This window comes from Cecembia lonarensis LW9 (genome assembly GCF_000298295.1).
In the GTDB taxonomy this organism is placed as follows: Bacteria; Bacteroidota; Bacteroidia; order Cytophagales; family Cyclobacteriaceae; genus Cecembia; species Cecembia lonarensis.
In genome coordinates this window covers 1-15,721 of sequence record NZ_AMGM01000018.1, presented here as the reverse complement: position 1 = coordinate 15,721, position 15,721 = coordinate 1, and the positions used below count along the sequence as shown (strand labels likewise).

Here is a 15,721-nt window from a genome sequence, read left to right as displayed (position 1 = left end):
TTTACGAATGAATTCTTAGAAGGTTAGAACAAAAGTCATAAAAAGCAGCAACCAAATGGCATCCATGAAATGCCAGTAAGTAGTAAAAAGTTGAATCTTCATTTTTTCATAAGGATTGGTCAATAATACCAGGTGTTTGATATCATCCTTTTCGGTGCGTTTATATTTAACCACCATGATGATGGCAAAAACCATGGCTCCCAGAAGGTGGAAAATGTGGATGCCACTCAATACATATAAAAAGCTCCCACTGGGAAGTCCTCTGAAATCTACACCTATTAAAGTCAGCTCTTTCCAACCCAAAAACTGCAGCAATGTAAAGATTAGGCCTAGAAAAAAAGTCGATAATAGGCTGTTTTTGAGTTTGAAAAGAGATTCTTCTTTATAATGTAAGAGCATTTTGGAAACCGTATAGCCACTGATTAATATGACAAAGGTGCTGATGATAAAGGATTTTGGCATTTTAAATCCAAGGCCTTCCGTATTTCCAGTAGCTGATGCTAAGAAAGCCACCGTCATAAAAATAAAGATCAAGCCACTACCAAACATACCCAAATACATGAGTGTTTGATAGGGATGCATATTTTCAATTTTTTGAAACCAGGTTTCCTTGGGTTTTTCCATATTCCTTAATTGCTCTGTACATAAAACATTTTAAAGCCCGGTAGGTTCAGGATTATTGGATACATTTTCACATTCAACTCTAAAAACAAGGAAACAAAATCATTTTCCTACCTTTGCACCTGAATCACAAATCAATTTCTGAGCCTTGGACAAATCCAGTTTCTTAAGCCTTTACGCAAACGATCCTTTTGTTAAAAACATAGCTGAAAATCTTCAGCATCATGATAAAGACCGGTTCCAGGTCAAAGGACTCTCCGGGAGTTTGGATACAGTACTTTTCTCTTCCATATTTAATCAGATAGGAGGTCATCATCTTATCCTTGCACAGGATAAGGAGGAAGCAGCCTATCTGAACAATGATTTACAGGAATTACTCTCGCCCAACCATGACGTTTTTCTTTTTCCTTCATCATACAAAAGGCCTTACCAGTATGATGAGGTAGAAAATGCCAATGTACTGATGCGGGCAGAAATACTCAATAAAATTCTGACCAAAGAAAGGCCAAATGGGATTATCGTGACCTATGCGGAAGCACTGTATGAAAAAGTAATCAATAAAAGGGCCCTAAGAGACAATACATTTAAAGCTAAAGTGGGTGAGAAAGTAGATCTTGAGTTTATTGCAGAGTTGCTTTTAACCTATGATTTTGAAAAAACAGACTTTGTATACGAGCCTGGACAATTTTCCATTAGAGGGGGAATTGTTGATATTTTTTCCTACGCCAACGATCTTCCTTTCCGTTTGGAACTTTTTGGTAAAGAAATTGAAAGTATCCGGACTTTTGATCCGGAGAGCCAGTTGTCAATTGACCCAATTGATCAGATCAGCATTATCCCAAATGTGCAGACCAAACTGCTTCAGGAAGTAAGGCAGTCCTTTCTTGAATTTCTTCCCGAAAATACATGCCTATGGTTTAAAGATTATCAGTTTACTTTAGATACCCTTGATGATAGTTTTGATAAAGCAGAAAAACAATTCCATCAGATCGTCAAAACCACTGAAAATGATAAGTTGCTCATAAAACCGGCAGACTTATTCGACAATGGAGAAAAGTTTATTGAAAAAATCAAAAGTTATCGATTACTAGAGTTTGGGCATAAATTTTATTTCGACAACTGTCAGATTTTTACTTTTGATGCACAGCCCCAGCCCTCTTTTAATAAAAATTTTGAGTTACTGGTGGATAATCTGGTTCAGAATGAAAGAAATGGATGGTTGAACATCATTTGTTCAGAAAGTGATAAGCAGATCAACCGCCTGGAAAACATTTTTCTGGAATTGGACCCTACTCTGAAAGTGCAGTCTATGCTCATTGGGTTGAGGGAAGGGTTTGTGGATAGAAACTTGCAGTTGGCCTGCTACACCGATCACCAGATCTTTGAACGTTTTCACCGGTACAAAACCAAGCAAAGGACAAGTAAGAGTAAAGCGCTGACCTTAAGGGAACTGAAGACCCTAAACCCTGGAGATTATGTGGTACACGTGGACTATGGTGTGGGTAGATTTGCGGGATTGGAAAAAGTGGATGTAAATGGCAAAATGCAGGAGGCAGTCAGACTGGTGTTTCGGGACGATGACTTGTTGTATCTCAACATTCATTCTTTGCATAAAATCTCCAAGTACTCCGGTCAGGAGGGCTCTGCTCCTTCCATGTCCAAATTGGGCTCACCGGAATGGGAAAACAAAAAGAAAAAAGTCAAAAGCAAGGTCAAGGACATAGCCAAAGAACTGATTGCTTTGTATGCTAAAAGAAGGAATGCACCTGGTTTTGCTTTTTCAAGGGACTCGGTGTTACAAGTGGAACTGGAAAGCTCTTTTGTTTTTGAGGATACCCCTGATCAAGCTACGGCAACGGCAGATGTCAAAACAGATATGGAGAAGGCTTATCCTATGGACAGGCTGGTTTGTGGAGATGTGGGTTTCGGTAAAACAGAAGTTGCAATTCGTGCTGCTTTCAAGGCCCTAAATGACCGTAAGCAGGTAGCAGTTTTAGTTCCAACCACCATTTTGGCAATGCAGCATTACAGAACTTTCAAAGAGAGGTTAAATGACTTTCCGGTAAAGGTTGAATACATCAACCGCTTCCGTACTGCTAAAGAAATTAAGGAAATCACCAAACAAGTAAGTTCTGGGGAAATAGATATTTTGGTGGGCACCCACCGCATCGTCAATAAAGACATCAAGTTCAAAGACCTGGGATTATTGGTGATAGATGAGGAGCAAAAGTTTGGTGTTAAGGTAAAGGATCAACTCAAGGAACTGAAGGTCAATGTGGATGTATTGACACTTACGGCAACCCCAATCCCAAGAACACTGCATTTCTCACTTATGGGAGCAAGGGACCTATCGGTCATTGCTACACCCCCACCAAACAGACAGCCGGTTACGACCGAAATACACACTTTCAACGAAGAAATCATCCGAGATGCAGTAGCTTTCGAATTAAGAAGGGGTGGACAGGTTTTCTTTGTGCACAATAGGGTAGGGGAAATAGATTCCATTGCGAATCTCATCATGCGTTTGGTCCCTGATGCCCGTGTGGCAGGAGCCCATGGACAGATGGATGGGAAAAAGCTGGAGAAAATCATGGTCAAGTTCATTGAAGGGGAATATGATGTTTTGATTTCTACCAACATTATTGAATCAGGATTGGATATTCCCAATGCCAATACGATCATCATCAACAGGGCCCATATGTTTGGACTCAGTGATCTGCATCAGATGCGCGGCAGGGTTGGAAGAAGCAATAAAAAGGCTTTTTGTTATCTTTTGACAACGCCTACCTCTGGGCTTACCCCTGAGGCCAGGAAAAGGCTCCAAACTTTGGAGGAGTTTTCAGACCTTGGTGATGGTTTTAAAGTGGCCATGAGAGATTTGGATATTCGTGGAGCAGGTAATTTGCTTGGAGCAGAGCAAAGTGGTTTTATCACGGATCTTGGATTTGATATGTACCATAAAATACTGGATGAGGCTGTTCAGGAATTGAAAGAAAATGAATTTGCCGCCCTTTTTGAAGTTGACCTGAAAGAAAAAGTTGAGGTATTGGTTCAGGATTGTGTGATTGAAACAGATTTTGAATTATTGATTCCGGAAAGTTATGTTTCTAATATTTCCGAAAGATTAAACCTGTATTCCAAGTTGGACAATATCAAAAAGGAAGAGGAGCTTCAGCAATATGCAGCTTCTGTGGAAGATAGGTTTGGTCCCGTACCTGATGTGGTTAATGATCTTTTTGAAACGGTGAGGCTGAGGTGGCTTGCGGAGCAATTGGGTTTTGAAAAGCTTACCTTAAAAAATGAGCTGATGAAATGTTATTTTGTGCCTTCTTCCAAAGAGAGTTATTACAAGTCAGATACTTTTGGCAAGATTCTGCGTTATATACAAACCCAGCCAAAATACTGCAAGATCAAGGAGGTTAAGGGACGGTTAATATTAATTGTATCTGGGGTAAAAACTGTCGAAACTGCCAAAAAATGGCTTCAGGATATAAAAAAATCATAAAATTTTGAAAAAAATTAATGGCGCGATATTTGCTTTTCCTTCAAGGATAATTGTAGTATTTTGTTGATTTCCATACAACTGCCCAAAAGATAAAAAGTGGGCTTTGAAAATTTTATTGGAAAAAAGATATTATTGCTTATATATTAGCGTTCTAAACGTGCACAAAAAACAGTATTGTTCAATGGTTTTTGGAAAAGGAAAATTAGGATTGATCGCAGCGTGTTTGCTGATTGTTGGCGGAGCCATCCTTTCATCCTGTAACAAACAGACCGGTTACGGTAGGAGAACCGCGGCTAAGCCCGGCAAAGCAAGTCCTACAACCGGGGCAGCTTTTAGTTTTAACGACAAGGATACCACCAGTTTTAGGGTAACTAGATTAGCCAAGCAGATTGTAGGTCCAAATCTAAAGTACATTCAAGGTGGTAGAGCCGTTTTAGGTTCCCAAGAGCAGGACGTCATGGCCTTCCGGGATAATGTGGAAAGAACAGTAACCATAGCTTCATTTTACATGGATGAGACAGAAATTTCCAATAATGATTATCGGGAATTTATTTTCAACATGCGAAAGAAGGTCAGTGCAGATTCCGTTAAAAATCTTGAACCTTCAGAAAAAGTATGGGCGGGTTCCCTTTCATACAATGATGTGTATGATACCTATTACTACCGATTCCCTGGATTCAATTTCTATCCTGTAGTGGGTGTAACTTGGTCACAAGCGACCGCTTACTCCAAGTGGAGGACAGAATATGTCAGTGAATTGATGCGTGAAAAAAATAAAATTGATTCAGCGCTCAACAAAAACCAGCTGATTGAAAGAGGTGTGAGTTTACCAGAATATAGGCTACCTTCAGAAGCAGAGTGGGAATATGCGGCCAAGGCTATGATTGGAACCCAATATATGGATGAAAATCAGGAGCAGGGAAGAATTTATCCTTGGGATGGTCGTGGTGTAAGAAATCCATATAATATCAAAAGAAAGGGTAGGCAAGGGGATTTCCTCGCTAACTTTAAGCGTGGTCGTGGTGATTATGCCGGTATTGCGGGTTCAGTCTCCAATGATGGAGATATCATCCCTGCCAATGTGTATGATTACCCACCCAATGACTTTGGTTTGTATAACATGTCTGGTAACGTTAACGAATGGGTGAATGATGTCTACAGACCACTTTCATTCCAGGATTTCGATGACCTAAACCCACTGAGGAAGGATGGTATCTTTGACGAAGCAGATACTTATGCTACCACGCTTATCACTGACGATTATAGGGTATACAAAGGTGGCTCTTGGAGAGACGTTACCTATTGGTTAGCGCCAGGTACCCGAAGATTCATGCATCAGGATTCCGCTACCAACCATATTGGTTTTAGATGTGCTATGATTGCCATCGGTCAGCAAGGAAAATAAAACTTTATCCATTTGAATAAATAAGGAACCTCTCAAGGGTTCCTTTTTTTATTTCCGATTTTTTTGCAAATTATAGCCAATCATCCAGCAAGCAAATGGACAATTCCCACAGCAGAAGGTCTTTTATCAAAAAAGCCAGCGCCTTAGCCGGTGCTTTTTCTATAAACAGCTATTTCAATAAAATACATGCCACTGATTGGCATGAGGCAGGAGCTTCTTTCAAAAATTGGGGAGCAAGCGATTTGGCCACCAATGAGGACTATTGGTCAGTGATACAGCAAGGCTATTCTGCAAGTTCTTCTCCAGTTATCATACTCAATAATGGGGGTGTTTCTCCAAGCCCCATAGTTGTCCAAAAAGCGGTTGAACGATATAACGAATTGAGTAATCAAGGGCCTTCCTATTATATGTGGCAAATCCTGGATCAAGGAAGGGAGAACCTTAGGGAAGCGTTGGCTAATTTAGGTGGATGCTCGGCTGAAGAAATTGCGATCAACAGGAATGCTACTGAAGCATTAGTGACCATCATTTATGGTTTGGACCTGAAACGGGAAGATGAAGTGATTGGAAGCACCCAGGATTATCCAAATATGATGCAGGCTTGGAAGCAAAGAGCACTTAGGGACGGGATTGTTTACAAACAGCTTACATTTGAATTCCCCATAGAAAATGATGAAGAAATCGTAGAAAAATATAAGGCTGCCATCACACCCAAAACCAAGCTTATTCACCTTACCCACGTAATCAATTGGAACGGGCAGATCATGCCGGTCAAAAAAATTGCAAGTATGGCGCATGAATATGGTTTAGAAGTTATTATCGACGGGGCCCATTCCTATGGACTTTTGGATTTCAATATTCCGGACCTTGGGGGAGATTATTTTGGTACAAGCCTTCATAAATACCTCTCTGCACCTATCGGAAGCGGGATGCTGTGGGTCAAAAAAGATAAAATCAGCCAATTATGGCCTTTGGTTTGCGCAGGAGATCCAAAAAGTGACAATATTCGTAAATTTGAAAACCTTGGTACGAGAAGCTTTCCAATTGAACAGGGAGTAGGGGAGGCGCTAAATTTTCATAATGCCATTGGCACAAAAAGAAAAGAAGAAAGGATACGCTATTTGAAAAACTACTGGGCCCAAAAAGCTTTGGAGATCCCAGGCGTCAAAATTCATACTTCTTTAAAACCAGAATACAGTTGTGCTTTGGCAGGCGTTTCTGTTGATGGTATGACATCGGGAGAGCTTGGCTCAAGGCTTATGCGGGATTATAAAATTCATACAACTTCTATCTCTTTGGAAAATATCCACTGCGTAAGGGTATCTCCGCATGTCTATACTAAAATTTCTGATTTGGACAGGTTGGTGGAGGCCCTATGGAAAATTTCTAAATCTTAATAATGCAGTTGCTGCATGATTTCTTTAAACATTTTGACACCAGTTGGTATCAGTTCATCTGGAAAATCGAAATTGGGCTCGTGTAGTTGGGGCTGGTTTTTGCCTGAGCCAAGTCCAAATAGTAAAGTTTTAGTGTAACTGGAAAACAAACCAAAATCTTCAGACCATCGAAAAGGGATTCGGATATGTTTGGTTTTGAGGTCAAGATTTTTAGCTGCCTGATTCCCTAATTCCCAAGCTTCTGGGTCATTGTGGGTCGCTGCAAATACTTCCGTGTATTCAAAAGCAACCTCTAAACCATATTCTTTGGAAATTTGCGTACAAAGTTTCTCTGCATAAAGCACCAATAGATCTCGGGTTTCGTTTTCGTGGGCCCTTAATGTGGCCATGACAGTAGCTTCCCCGGGCGTGGTACCGAAAGCAACTTCACCTAATTTTGCGTGGATTACGGTGACAAGTGTAAATTTTTTCATGGCATCCGGGAGCTTCTCCAAGGCCACTATGGTTTTGGCCATGGCTTCTGCCGGAGAATTGCCTGCTTCTGGATGCGCCGAATGACTGTTTCTCCCTTTAAACAGGATAATCATCCCGATAGAGGCGGCAGCAAAAGCACCTTTCTTAATCACAATTTGATGGGACTCAAAACCCGGAAGGTTGTGCAAAGCAAAAGCATAATCCGGTTGGATTTCCTTGAATTTAGGATCCCTGATGATGGCTTCGGCCCCTTCGCCTGTTTCCTCAGCAGGCTGGAAAAGCAAGATTATTTTTCCTTTCTGGGGGCGGTTTTGCGACAGCTCCATGCCTAAGCCCGAAATGATAGCCATATGCCCATCGTGACCGCAAACATGGGATTTGCTCGGAATTTTGCTCAGGTGTTTGATATCGTTCTCCTCTTTTATGGGAAGTGCATCGAGCTCACACCTGAACAAAGATACCGGTCCTTCTTCTTTGCCTTCAAAAATGAAGGCCAGTCCATTACCCCCCAGTCCTTTGAAAACCATATCTGGTTTTAAAGGTTCAAAAAATTCCAGTACCCGTTTGGCGGTTTCCTTTTCCTCTCCTGAAAGCTCGGGATACCGATGTAGGGTTTTTCTAAAAACGGATAGTTTTTTGATGTCTGAATTGTTCATGATCTAAGGCGACTTATTCGAAGAAAGAGAAGTTATCTTTCTGGCCCTGAAAGTAAGGTATTCTCAAGCTAATGTAAATTTTTGTTGTATGTTATTTACTAAAAAAATTATGCCATTGTAAGCCAGGCAGGTAAAAACTTAAAAGAACTTTTTTATCTTAAGCATTGCTAACCACTAAACCATCTGAAAATTAATTCAATCCCCAATACAGGTGCAGAATGAAAAAAGGGTTTGATATTTCATTAATAACAAACCCTTTTTGTTTTTACATTCCTCTAAACCTAGGAGGTTCTATACCATTGGCCCTGATATAGGCAATAGCAGCTCCCCTATGGTGTGTGGTGTGATCGTCAATTAAGCCCACCACTTGTCGACGGGTACCTGTGCTTCCAAAGATTTCAACGCTTTCTGCTAATTGTTCGGCTGATAGAGCTCCGACTGTAGCTTTGGCATAATCAAAACAAGCCGTGACGAATGCTTTCATCTCAGCTTTATTGGATGGTTTAGCGCCAATATCAAAACTTGGGGCCGCTCCATTAAGAAACCTTTGGCTGATTCCTGCCGCTGCAGAGGAAAGGTGAATGATCTGTTCAGCAAAACTCATGGCTGACTCATGAGGCTTGTAATTCATTAAATCATCCGGCATTTTATCTACTACTTCCAGCGTAAACTGTTTGCTGTTTTCCCATTTTGCAGCAAACTCCTCAATGGTAGTTTGCGCATGCGCAAAACCTTGAACAAATAGCAAAAGCGTTAAGCTTAAGCCAATGGCTAATGAATTTTTTAGATTTTTCATTCTGTTTTGGTTTTTGTTGATTATATAAATATCCGATGAACTGGTTTCATATCAAACGATTTTGATAAATTTGAACCATGTCAAAGAATTTGAACCTGCTTATTTCCATTATGTTCATTTTTGCTGGATGCAGTGAAGATTACCTACCCAAACCCATGGGCTATAACAGGATTGATCTTCCTGAAAGAGCCTTTATCTCTTTGGAAAATGGACGCCCCTATACTTTTGAACATTCTGTACATGCTTTGGTAGAAGTGGATTCTTTCAATTTGCAGGAGACTGCTTGGATCAACTTGAATTACAAGGGAATGGGGGGAAAAGTACATTTCACTTATTTGGAGTTAGATACCCAGGGCAAAGATATAAAGACAGTGGTCAATGATGCGATCAACCTTACGGCCAAACATCAGATCAAAGCCTATGGTATAGAAGAGTCCGTACTGTTAACACCCCAAGGCTATACTGGGGTTGTTGCTGAACTTACTGGAGAGGTGCCCACACAGTTTCAGTTTTTCGTGACAGATTCTACCAGAAATTTTTTACGTGGAGCTTTGTACTTTGAAACAGCCATGAAAAATGATTCCTTAGCTCCAGTCATTGAGTATATCAAGGTGGATATGGCCCACCTGATGAATACTTTGGAATTTAAGCAATAATCAATCAAGAAAACTTAATCTTTTTCCACTTTGTAATGATAATCCCCCCACCTACTAGGGCTACTACGGTGGCTACAGAAGCGGCGAGGACATTGCCGTAAATCCAAAAACCTACGGAGAATAAGGCTGCATAGACCATGATGGATCCGGTCAACATCAACCCAATTTCCATAGGTAATTGACCCTGTTCCTGCTGTTCTTGCGGGTATTTATTCAACAAATTTTTCCACCCAAAAGCTGCTGGCTTTACTTTTCTGTAAAAACTTAACAGTACCTCATCTTTTTCGGGTCTGGTGAATAAAGTAACCAATACCCATACTGCTGTGGTAAGCCCTACACCATACAATAGTTTCAGGTATTGTTGGTCTGCCGGAATATCGATAATGCCCATTCTTGGGTTGATACTTTCAAAGAAAATAGCTACCAAAAAGGAAATGATCATGGCCGCAATTTCAGTGTAAGCATTGATCCTCCACCAAAACCATCTCAAGATAAATATCAGGCCCGTACCCGCTCCGATTTGTAAAAGGATATTGAAAGCTTCCAAAGCAGAAGAAAGTGCCAATGCCAAAATGGCTGCCAAAACCATGAGCAATACTGTGGAAATTCTTCCCACTGCGACAAGTTCTTTGTCTGTAGCCTCCGGGCGGACAAACCTCAAATAAAAGTCATTGACCACATAAGATGAACCCCAGTTCAAGTGGGTAGATAGGGTGGACATAACTGCCGCAATCAAGGAAGCAAGCACCACTCCGATAAGACCTGTAGGCAAGAATGTTAGCATGGCAGAGTAAGCCAAATCATTTCCCAACTTATCTACCGGGATATGCGGAAATGCCTCCTGCATGTCGGAAACTTGCGGGAATATGATCAAAGAAGAAAGGGCAATGATGATCCATGGCCATGGTCTCAAGGCATAATGGGCAATGTTGAAGAATAAGGTTGCTCCCATGGCATTTCTTTCATCCTTTGCTGAAAGCATCCTTTGGGCAATGTAGCCCCCTCCTCCTGGTTCAGCACCAGGATACCAAGTAGCCCACCATTGTATGGCCAAGGGCATGATCAACAAAGGGATCACGAGATTCCAATCATTAAAATCAGGTAAGATATTGAGCTTATCAGATACATTGGGATGACTCAATAGGTTATCCAGTGAACCGATTTCAGGCAAATCCAATACATAATAAGCGGCTCCTATCGCTCCTGCCATGGCAATGAAAAACTGGAAAAAATCTGTCAATAAAACCCCCTTCAAACCACCAAGGGAACTGTAAATTACCGTCACTACAGATGCCAAAAGCAGGGTTTCTAAGGGTGATAAACCAAGCAAGACCCCACCTATTTTAATGGCAGCCAAGGAGACAGTAGCCATGATGACCACATTAAAGAATACCCCAAGGTAGATGGCGCGAAAAGCCCTTAGAAAAGCTGCTGGTTTACCGCCATAGCGCAGCTCATAAAACTCCAAGTCAGTGGTCACCTCTGAGCGTCTCCACAATTTGGCATAAACAAAGACGGTCAACATGCCTGTCAAAAGAAAGGCCCACCAAACCCAGTTGCCGGAGACTCCATCCTTCCTAACGATGTCTGTAACTAAATTAGGTGTATCCGCTGAAAAGGTGGTCGCCACCATGGAAACACCCAATAACCACCAGGGCATATTTCTACCGGAAAGGAAGAATTCTTTGGCCGAAGAACCTGCTTTTCTGGAGGTCAACACCCCGATCAGCATGGAAATCACAAAGAATGCCAAGATAATGGCCCAGTCGATTAAGGAGATGTTCATAGGTGCTTTGGGTTAAATTTTAGGCGGAGTTCTTAAATTTTTTTATTTATAGAGAAACACTTGTTCAATAAATTTTTCTAATGTAAATAGAAAATCAGGAATTGCAAAACCTAAAAAATTCAAATTGACGGGATTGCCCCTTGGCAACTTAGGCAAAATATATTTTCATAAAGCAGGAATATATTAGCTTTAGAACAAAAATCACTTTACGCCATGCAAAAACTTTTTTGGATAGATGAGATCAATAGGCTTTATCTGCTTCAAATCAAGCAGGATCAGGTCAGTCTTTTCGGAGATGGCCATATACATAAAACTTATTTGGTTGATATGGGATATGAAAAATTGATCCTGCAACAATTCAATCAACAGGTTTTTAAATACCCAGAACGGATTTCAAATAACCATAAAATTCTCCTTGATCAAATCAATCAGGAAGCTTTGCCCTTTATATTGCCCCTTCCAATACCCAATCAGCAGGGGGAATTGTTTTCATTGGTCGATGGGCAATATTTCAGACTTTCTCCTTTCGTAGCAGGTAAATGCGTCAATGAGGTGACATCTCCCCATCAAGCCTATTTGGCTGCTAAGGCTTTTGCTGAGTTTATCTTGTCAGGTATCCATATTCAGTCAACTTCCTTTCAGGAATCTATTCCTGGTTTTCATGATCTTGAACTGCGCTATCAGCAATTGAAGCAAGCACTTCATGATACCAAAAGGGAAGTTGTAGGTGAATTAAAGATATTGGTGGATTTCTACCTGCAGCAAAAAAAATTAGTAGAGGAATATGTTTCTTGGAAGCATCGGCTTCCATTGAGGATGACCCATAGCGATACGAAAATCAATAACCTGATTTACGCCAATGATTTTTCAAAAGTTAATGCAGTGATCGATTTGGATACCATCATGGCCGGTTATGTGTATTATGATTTTGGAGACCTGGTCAGAACGGTAGTCTGTACAGAAGGCGAATCTTCCCAAAATTGGGGAAATATCAAAGCGGATAAGGCAAAATATGATGCTTTGCTACAGGGGTTTCTTGAGGTAGGTGAGGGTATTTTTACAGAAGAAGAAATGCAGTCTTTGCCTTTTGGCGGCCAAATGATGACCTGTATCATGGGCTTTCGATTCTTGGCAGATTACCTTGATGGAAACGTCTATTACAGCATCCATTATGAGGAACAAAACTTTCACCGGGCAAAGAATCAGATGGTACTATTGAAGGCCTTACAGGATATGTAATTGACAGATAGGAGCGACATAGAATACATAGCAAAAATCCGGCAAATAATACGGTCATCAGATCCAGGCCGTTCCAATACCAAAAACCACGGCAGCGACAGCCTAACTATGTTACTATGTTGTCCAAAAACAACCTGAACCTCCACAAAAATCCTTTTTTATTTGCCACAACTTGTCCTGCATGCGGGATAGAAACATAGTATACATAGCAGGGCAGCAGCAAACCTTTGTTTTTAAAATCAACCGGTTGATACAGGGAAGCTATGTGTGCTATCTTCTCCTATGTGGTTAAAAAAAATCTGCCAAAAATGTCCTTCTGCGGTAGAGAGGGATGAAGCTTCAATGACTGTCATTTCTTTTTCTGAACATTTTCCTAAATGTTGAATTCTCAGAGTGACGTACATTTCTGTCATTGCCTATTGCAAATAAGCTCTTGAACCTGAATGCCTTACCTAAACTTACCTCCTCCCAAACTCTTCCTTGGCTTCCTCCAGGAAGTTCACAAAGTTCTGAATATTGGTATCATAGGCTTTGGGCCTGACCAATAACTCTTCATTGTGATCTAAAATCACATAATAAGGCTGGGCATTATTGTTGAACCGGGTGATTTGGAAATCGGCATTTTGTTTGCCGATGGTTTTTTTCTCCTTGCCGTCATATTCAGATATGTACCATTCTGACTCCGGTAATTCAAAGCGCTCATCGATGTATAAAGCCACCAGGACAAAATCTTCTTTCAACCTTTTGAGCACTTGAGCATCAGACCATACCCTGGCTTCCATCTCCCTACAATTCACACAGCCATGTCCCGTAAAATCAATGAAAAGTGGCTTACCTGTTCTTCTGGCTGCCGCTAAAGCTTGTTCGTAATCAAAATAACCTTGGATGCCATGCGGCAAGTGAAGTAAATCGGCGTACTTGGGCACATCATCCAACTGGTTTTCCGGAGCGATGGCCGCATACCTATTTTCAAAAAGGTTGAAATCATGGGTAGCCATGGGTGGAAGGTAGCCGCTCAAGGCTTTAAGCGGAGCACCCCATAATCCTGGGATCAGATAGACCACAAATACGAAAGTGGTAATGGCCAGCATTAACCTAGGGACACCGATATAGTCCATCGGAGAATCATGAGGTAGCTTGATTTTTCCAAGTAGGTAGAATCCCAATAGTGCAAAAATCACAATCCAAATGGCAAGGTAAATATCTCTGTCCAGGATACCCCAATGATAAACTTGATCAGCGATAGACAGGAACTTAAAGGCCAAAGCCAATTCCAGGAAACCTAAAACCACCTTGACGGAATTCAACCAGCCACCGGACTTGGGCAAGGAATTCAGCCATTCAGGGAAAATCGCAAATAAGGTAAAAGGTATGGCAAAGGCCAAAGAAAAGGCAAACATTCCCAAAATGGGTTTAAGTAGGGCTCCCCCAGCTGAACTGATCAAAATGGATCCTACAATGGGACCAGTACAGGAAAAAGAAACCAAAACCAAAGTAAAAGCCATAAAGAAGATGCCTGTCAGACCCCCTTTATCGGCTTTGGCATCCATTTTATTGACAAAGCTGCTGGGCAAAGTCAATTCAAACATACCTAGAAAGGCAAAAGCAAAAAAGATAAAGACCAAGAAGAAGAATACATTGGGAACCCAATGGGTGGAAAGCCAGTTGGCAAACTCAGGTCCCTGAATGGAAGCCACCGCAGTGCCCGCTACCGTATAAATGGCGATGATGGAAAATCCATAAATGGAGGCATTTCGGATGCCTCCGATCCTGGACTTGGCCCTTCCTGTAAAAAAGGTAACCGTCATGGGGATCATAGGGAATACACAAGGCGTCAAAAGGGCTGCCAGCCCTGCCAGGAATGCTATGATCATGAACCCGATCAATCCTCCCTGCTCTTCCTCATCATCCAAGCTGATGAAACTCCTCTCTTGATTGGCGGACTCAGCTACATTTTCAGCGGGTTCTTCGTCTACTTCTGGCGTACTTGCAATTTCCTCAATTTGCTCTTCCACTTCAACAGGTGGCACAGGGCTACTGCTCTGTGCTTGCTTGGCACTGGCCGTTAATGTAAAATCCTCTTCAAAAGGGATGCACTGTCCTGTAACGTCCGTGCACATTTGGTAACCAATGAATCCTTCTGCCTTGATGTTGGTACCTGTAATTTTGATGGTCTGCTCAAAGGTTCCTGTCCCTTCAAAATAGGTGACTTCTCCTTCCCAGATCTCGTCGTATTTCTTTTTGGGATTAATGGCTTTCAATCCCCCTACCAATGAAAAGCCTTGGGATTGGCTCAACTCCAATTCTGTCAACATTGGTCCTAAATCGGGGTCAAAATCATTGGAATAAATGTACCAATCTCTGGGGACTTGGGCCTTGAATATGATTTTAACCTCATCACCTACTTTCAATTCTTTTTCAGACAATTGAATGGTCCATTTTGGTGGTGCAATGATCTGAGAATAACCCAGATTTGCAAAAAGCAGGAACAGTGAAAGAAGGATGCTGATTTTGAAGTATTTTGACATCTCGGTGTTAAGCTTGACTAATCTGTAATAATGGGAGTTTGGGTAAAATAGTTCAGTAATATGTCTTACATAAGCCAAAGCAGGTCCATAAAATCACTCTTTTGCTTTATGGACCTTTTTTGGGCTACTATTTGCTTCCTTCATTTTTGAAATGCTTGAAAAACAAAGCGATGGTTTCAATGCCCATCAGGTAGTTTTTCACGCCATAGTGTTCATTTGGGGAATGGAGCGCATCTGTATCCAGTCCAAAGCCTAACAAGATGGGATCAAGTCCTAACACTTGTTGGAATAGGGCACAGATTGGAATGGAACCACCCTCTCTGGTGGGGATGGCTTTTTTGCCAAAAGCTTCCTGAATGGCAAGGTCAGCAGCCCTATAACCTGGCGTATCCGTGGAAACAACCGCCGCTGCACCACCGTGGTGTGAGGTCACTTTCACCTTCACGGATTCTGGTGCAATTGCCTTGAAATGCTCCTCGAATAGCTTGGCGATTTCTTTATGGTCCTGATTAGGCACCAATCTCATGGAAATTTTAGCATAGGCTTTGGAAGGCAAAACCGTCTTGGCTCCTTCACCGGTGTAACCTCCCCAGATACCGTTGACATCCAAAGTTGGTCGGATACCTACCCTTTCAATGGTAGTGTAACTAGCTTCACC

General features: G+C 41.5%; 11 protein-coding genes. 5 read left to right on the top strand and 6 right to left on the bottom strand.

What is annotated here, in order from left to right:
* Positions 1 to 15 precede the first annotated feature (15 nt).
* Entirely contained in the window at positions 16 to 624 is a 609-nt protein-coding gene (locus B879_RS07685; RefSeq protein WP_009184592.1) for a cytochrome c oxidase subunit 3, read from the bottom strand.
* A 145-nt stretch (positions 625 to 769) separates the two neighbouring features.
* Here B879_RS07685 and mfd point away from each other — a divergent pair, with 145 nt between their 5' ends.
* The 3 genes from mfd to B879_RS07670 all read left to right on the top strand — a co-directional run bounded on the left by mfd (position 770) and on the right by B879_RS07670 (position 6,928).
* Positions 770 to 4,126 (top strand): transcription-repair coupling factor, encoded by a 3,357-nt coding sequence (mfd, locus tag B879_RS07680; protein ID WP_009184591.1) that lies wholly within the window; start codon positions 770 to 772, stop codon positions 4,124 to 4,126.
* Positions 4,127 to 4,307: 181 nt separating this feature from the next.
* Positions 4,308 to 5,531: a gliding motility lipoprotein GldJ gene (gldJ, locus tag B879_RS07675; protein WP_009184590.1), complete on the top strand. Its 1,224-nt coding sequence runs from the start codon at positions 4,308 to 4,310 to the stop codon at positions 5,529 to 5,531.
* 95 nt (positions 5,532 to 5,626) lie between these two features.
* Positions 5,627 to 6,928, top strand: a complete 1,302-nt coding sequence (locus tag B879_RS07670) for an aminotransferase class V-fold PLP-dependent enzyme (protein ID WP_009184589.1) — start codon at positions 5,627 to 5,629, stop codon at positions 6,926 to 6,928.
* Here the strand turns inward: B879_RS07670 and B879_RS07665 are convergent.
* A complete protein-coding gene (locus tag B879_RS07665) occupies positions 6,925 to 8,058 on the bottom strand; it encodes an amidohydrolase (RefSeq protein WP_009184588.1) in 1,134 nt (377 codons plus the stop codon). The genes B879_RS07670 and B879_RS07665 overlap by 4 nt on opposite strands.
* Positions 8,059 to 8,323: 265 nt before the next feature.
* A complete protein-coding gene (locus B879_RS07660) occupies positions 8,324 to 8,854 on the bottom strand; it encodes a DinB family protein (protein ID WP_009184587.1) in 531 nt (176 codons plus the stop codon).
* Positions 8,855 to 8,931: 77 nt separating this feature from the next.
* On the opposite strand from B879_RS07660, the gene gldD reads away from it, so the two are divergent.
* The gene (gene gldD, locus B879_RS07655) at positions 8,932 to 9,510 is read left to right on the top strand and encodes a gliding motility lipoprotein GldD (protein ID WP_009184586.1); all 579 of its coding nucleotides are present in this window, start codon (positions 8,932 to 8,934) and stop codon (positions 9,508 to 9,510) included.
* A gap of 4 nt (positions 9,511 to 9,514) precedes the next feature.
* On the opposite strand, the gene B879_RS07650 is transcribed toward gldD, so the two are convergent.
* Positions 9,515 to 11,296: a sodium:solute symporter family protein gene (locus B879_RS07650; protein ID WP_009184585.1), complete on the bottom strand. Its 1,782-nt coding sequence runs from the start codon at positions 11,294 to 11,296 to the stop codon at positions 9,515 to 9,517.
* 213 nt (positions 11,297 to 11,509) lie between these two features.
* Between B879_RS07650 and B879_RS07645 the strand changes: the two genes are divergently transcribed.
* Positions 11,510 to 12,535 carry a phosphotransferase enzyme family protein gene (locus B879_RS07645; protein WP_009184584.1) on the top strand — a complete coding sequence of 342 codons (1,026 nt, stop codon included), beginning with the start codon at positions 11,510 to 11,512 and terminating at the stop codon, positions 12,533 to 12,535.
* A gap of 458 nt (positions 12,536 to 12,993) precedes the next feature.
* On the opposite strand, the gene B879_RS07640 is transcribed toward B879_RS07645, so the two are convergent.
* Both B879_RS07640 and B879_RS07635 read right to left on the bottom strand, forming a co-directional pair.
* Complete coding sequence (locus B879_RS07640) at positions 12,994 to 15,063, bottom strand: protein-disulfide reductase DsbD family protein (RefSeq protein ID WP_009184583.1); 2,070 nt, start codon at positions 15,061 to 15,063, stop codon at positions 12,994 to 12,996.
* Between the two features lie 127 nt (positions 15,064 to 15,190).
* Positions 15,191 to 15,721, bottom strand: a 531-nt coding sequence (locus tag B879_RS07635) for a M20/M25/M40 family metallo-hydrolase (RefSeq protein WP_040400366.1), incomplete at its 5' end; no start/stop codon positions are given.

What these genes read in the sequence shown, in the direction of transcription:
- B879_RS07640 (WP_009184583.1), bottom strand. Translation starts at nt 15,063, where the DNA reads ATGTCAAAATACTTCAAAATCAGCATCCTTCTTTCACTGTTCCTGCTT.
- B879_RS07665 (WP_009184588.1), bottom strand. Translation starts at nt 8,058, where the DNA reads ATGAACAATTCAGACATCAAAAAACTATCCGTTTTTAGAAAAACCCTA.
- gldJ (WP_009184590.1), top strand. Translation starts at nt 4,308, where the DNA reads ATGGTTTTTGGAAAAGGAAAATTAGGATTGATCGCAGCGTGTTTGCTG.
- B879_RS07660 (WP_009184587.1), bottom strand. Translation starts at nt 8,854, where the DNA reads ATGAAAAATCTAAAAAATTCATTAGCCATTGGCTTAAGCTTAACGCTT.
- B879_RS07670 (WP_009184589.1), top strand. Translation starts at nt 5,627, where the DNA reads ATGGACAATTCCCACAGCAGAAGGTCTTTTATCAAAAAAGCCAGCGCC.
- B879_RS07685 (WP_009184592.1), bottom strand. Translation starts at nt 624, where the DNA reads ATGGAAAAACCCAAGGAAACCTGGTTTCAAAAAATTGAAAATATGCAT.
- B879_RS07650 (WP_009184585.1), bottom strand. Translation starts at nt 11,296, where the DNA reads ATGAACATCTCCTTAATCGACTGGGCCATTATCTTGGCATTCTTTGTG.
- gldD (WP_009184586.1), top strand. Translation starts at nt 8,932, where the DNA reads ATGTCAAAGAATTTGAACCTGCTTATTTCCATTATGTTCATTTTTGCT.
- B879_RS07645 (WP_009184584.1), top strand. Translation starts at nt 11,510, where the DNA reads ATGCAAAAACTTTTTTGGATAGATGAGATCAATAGGCTTTATCTGCTT.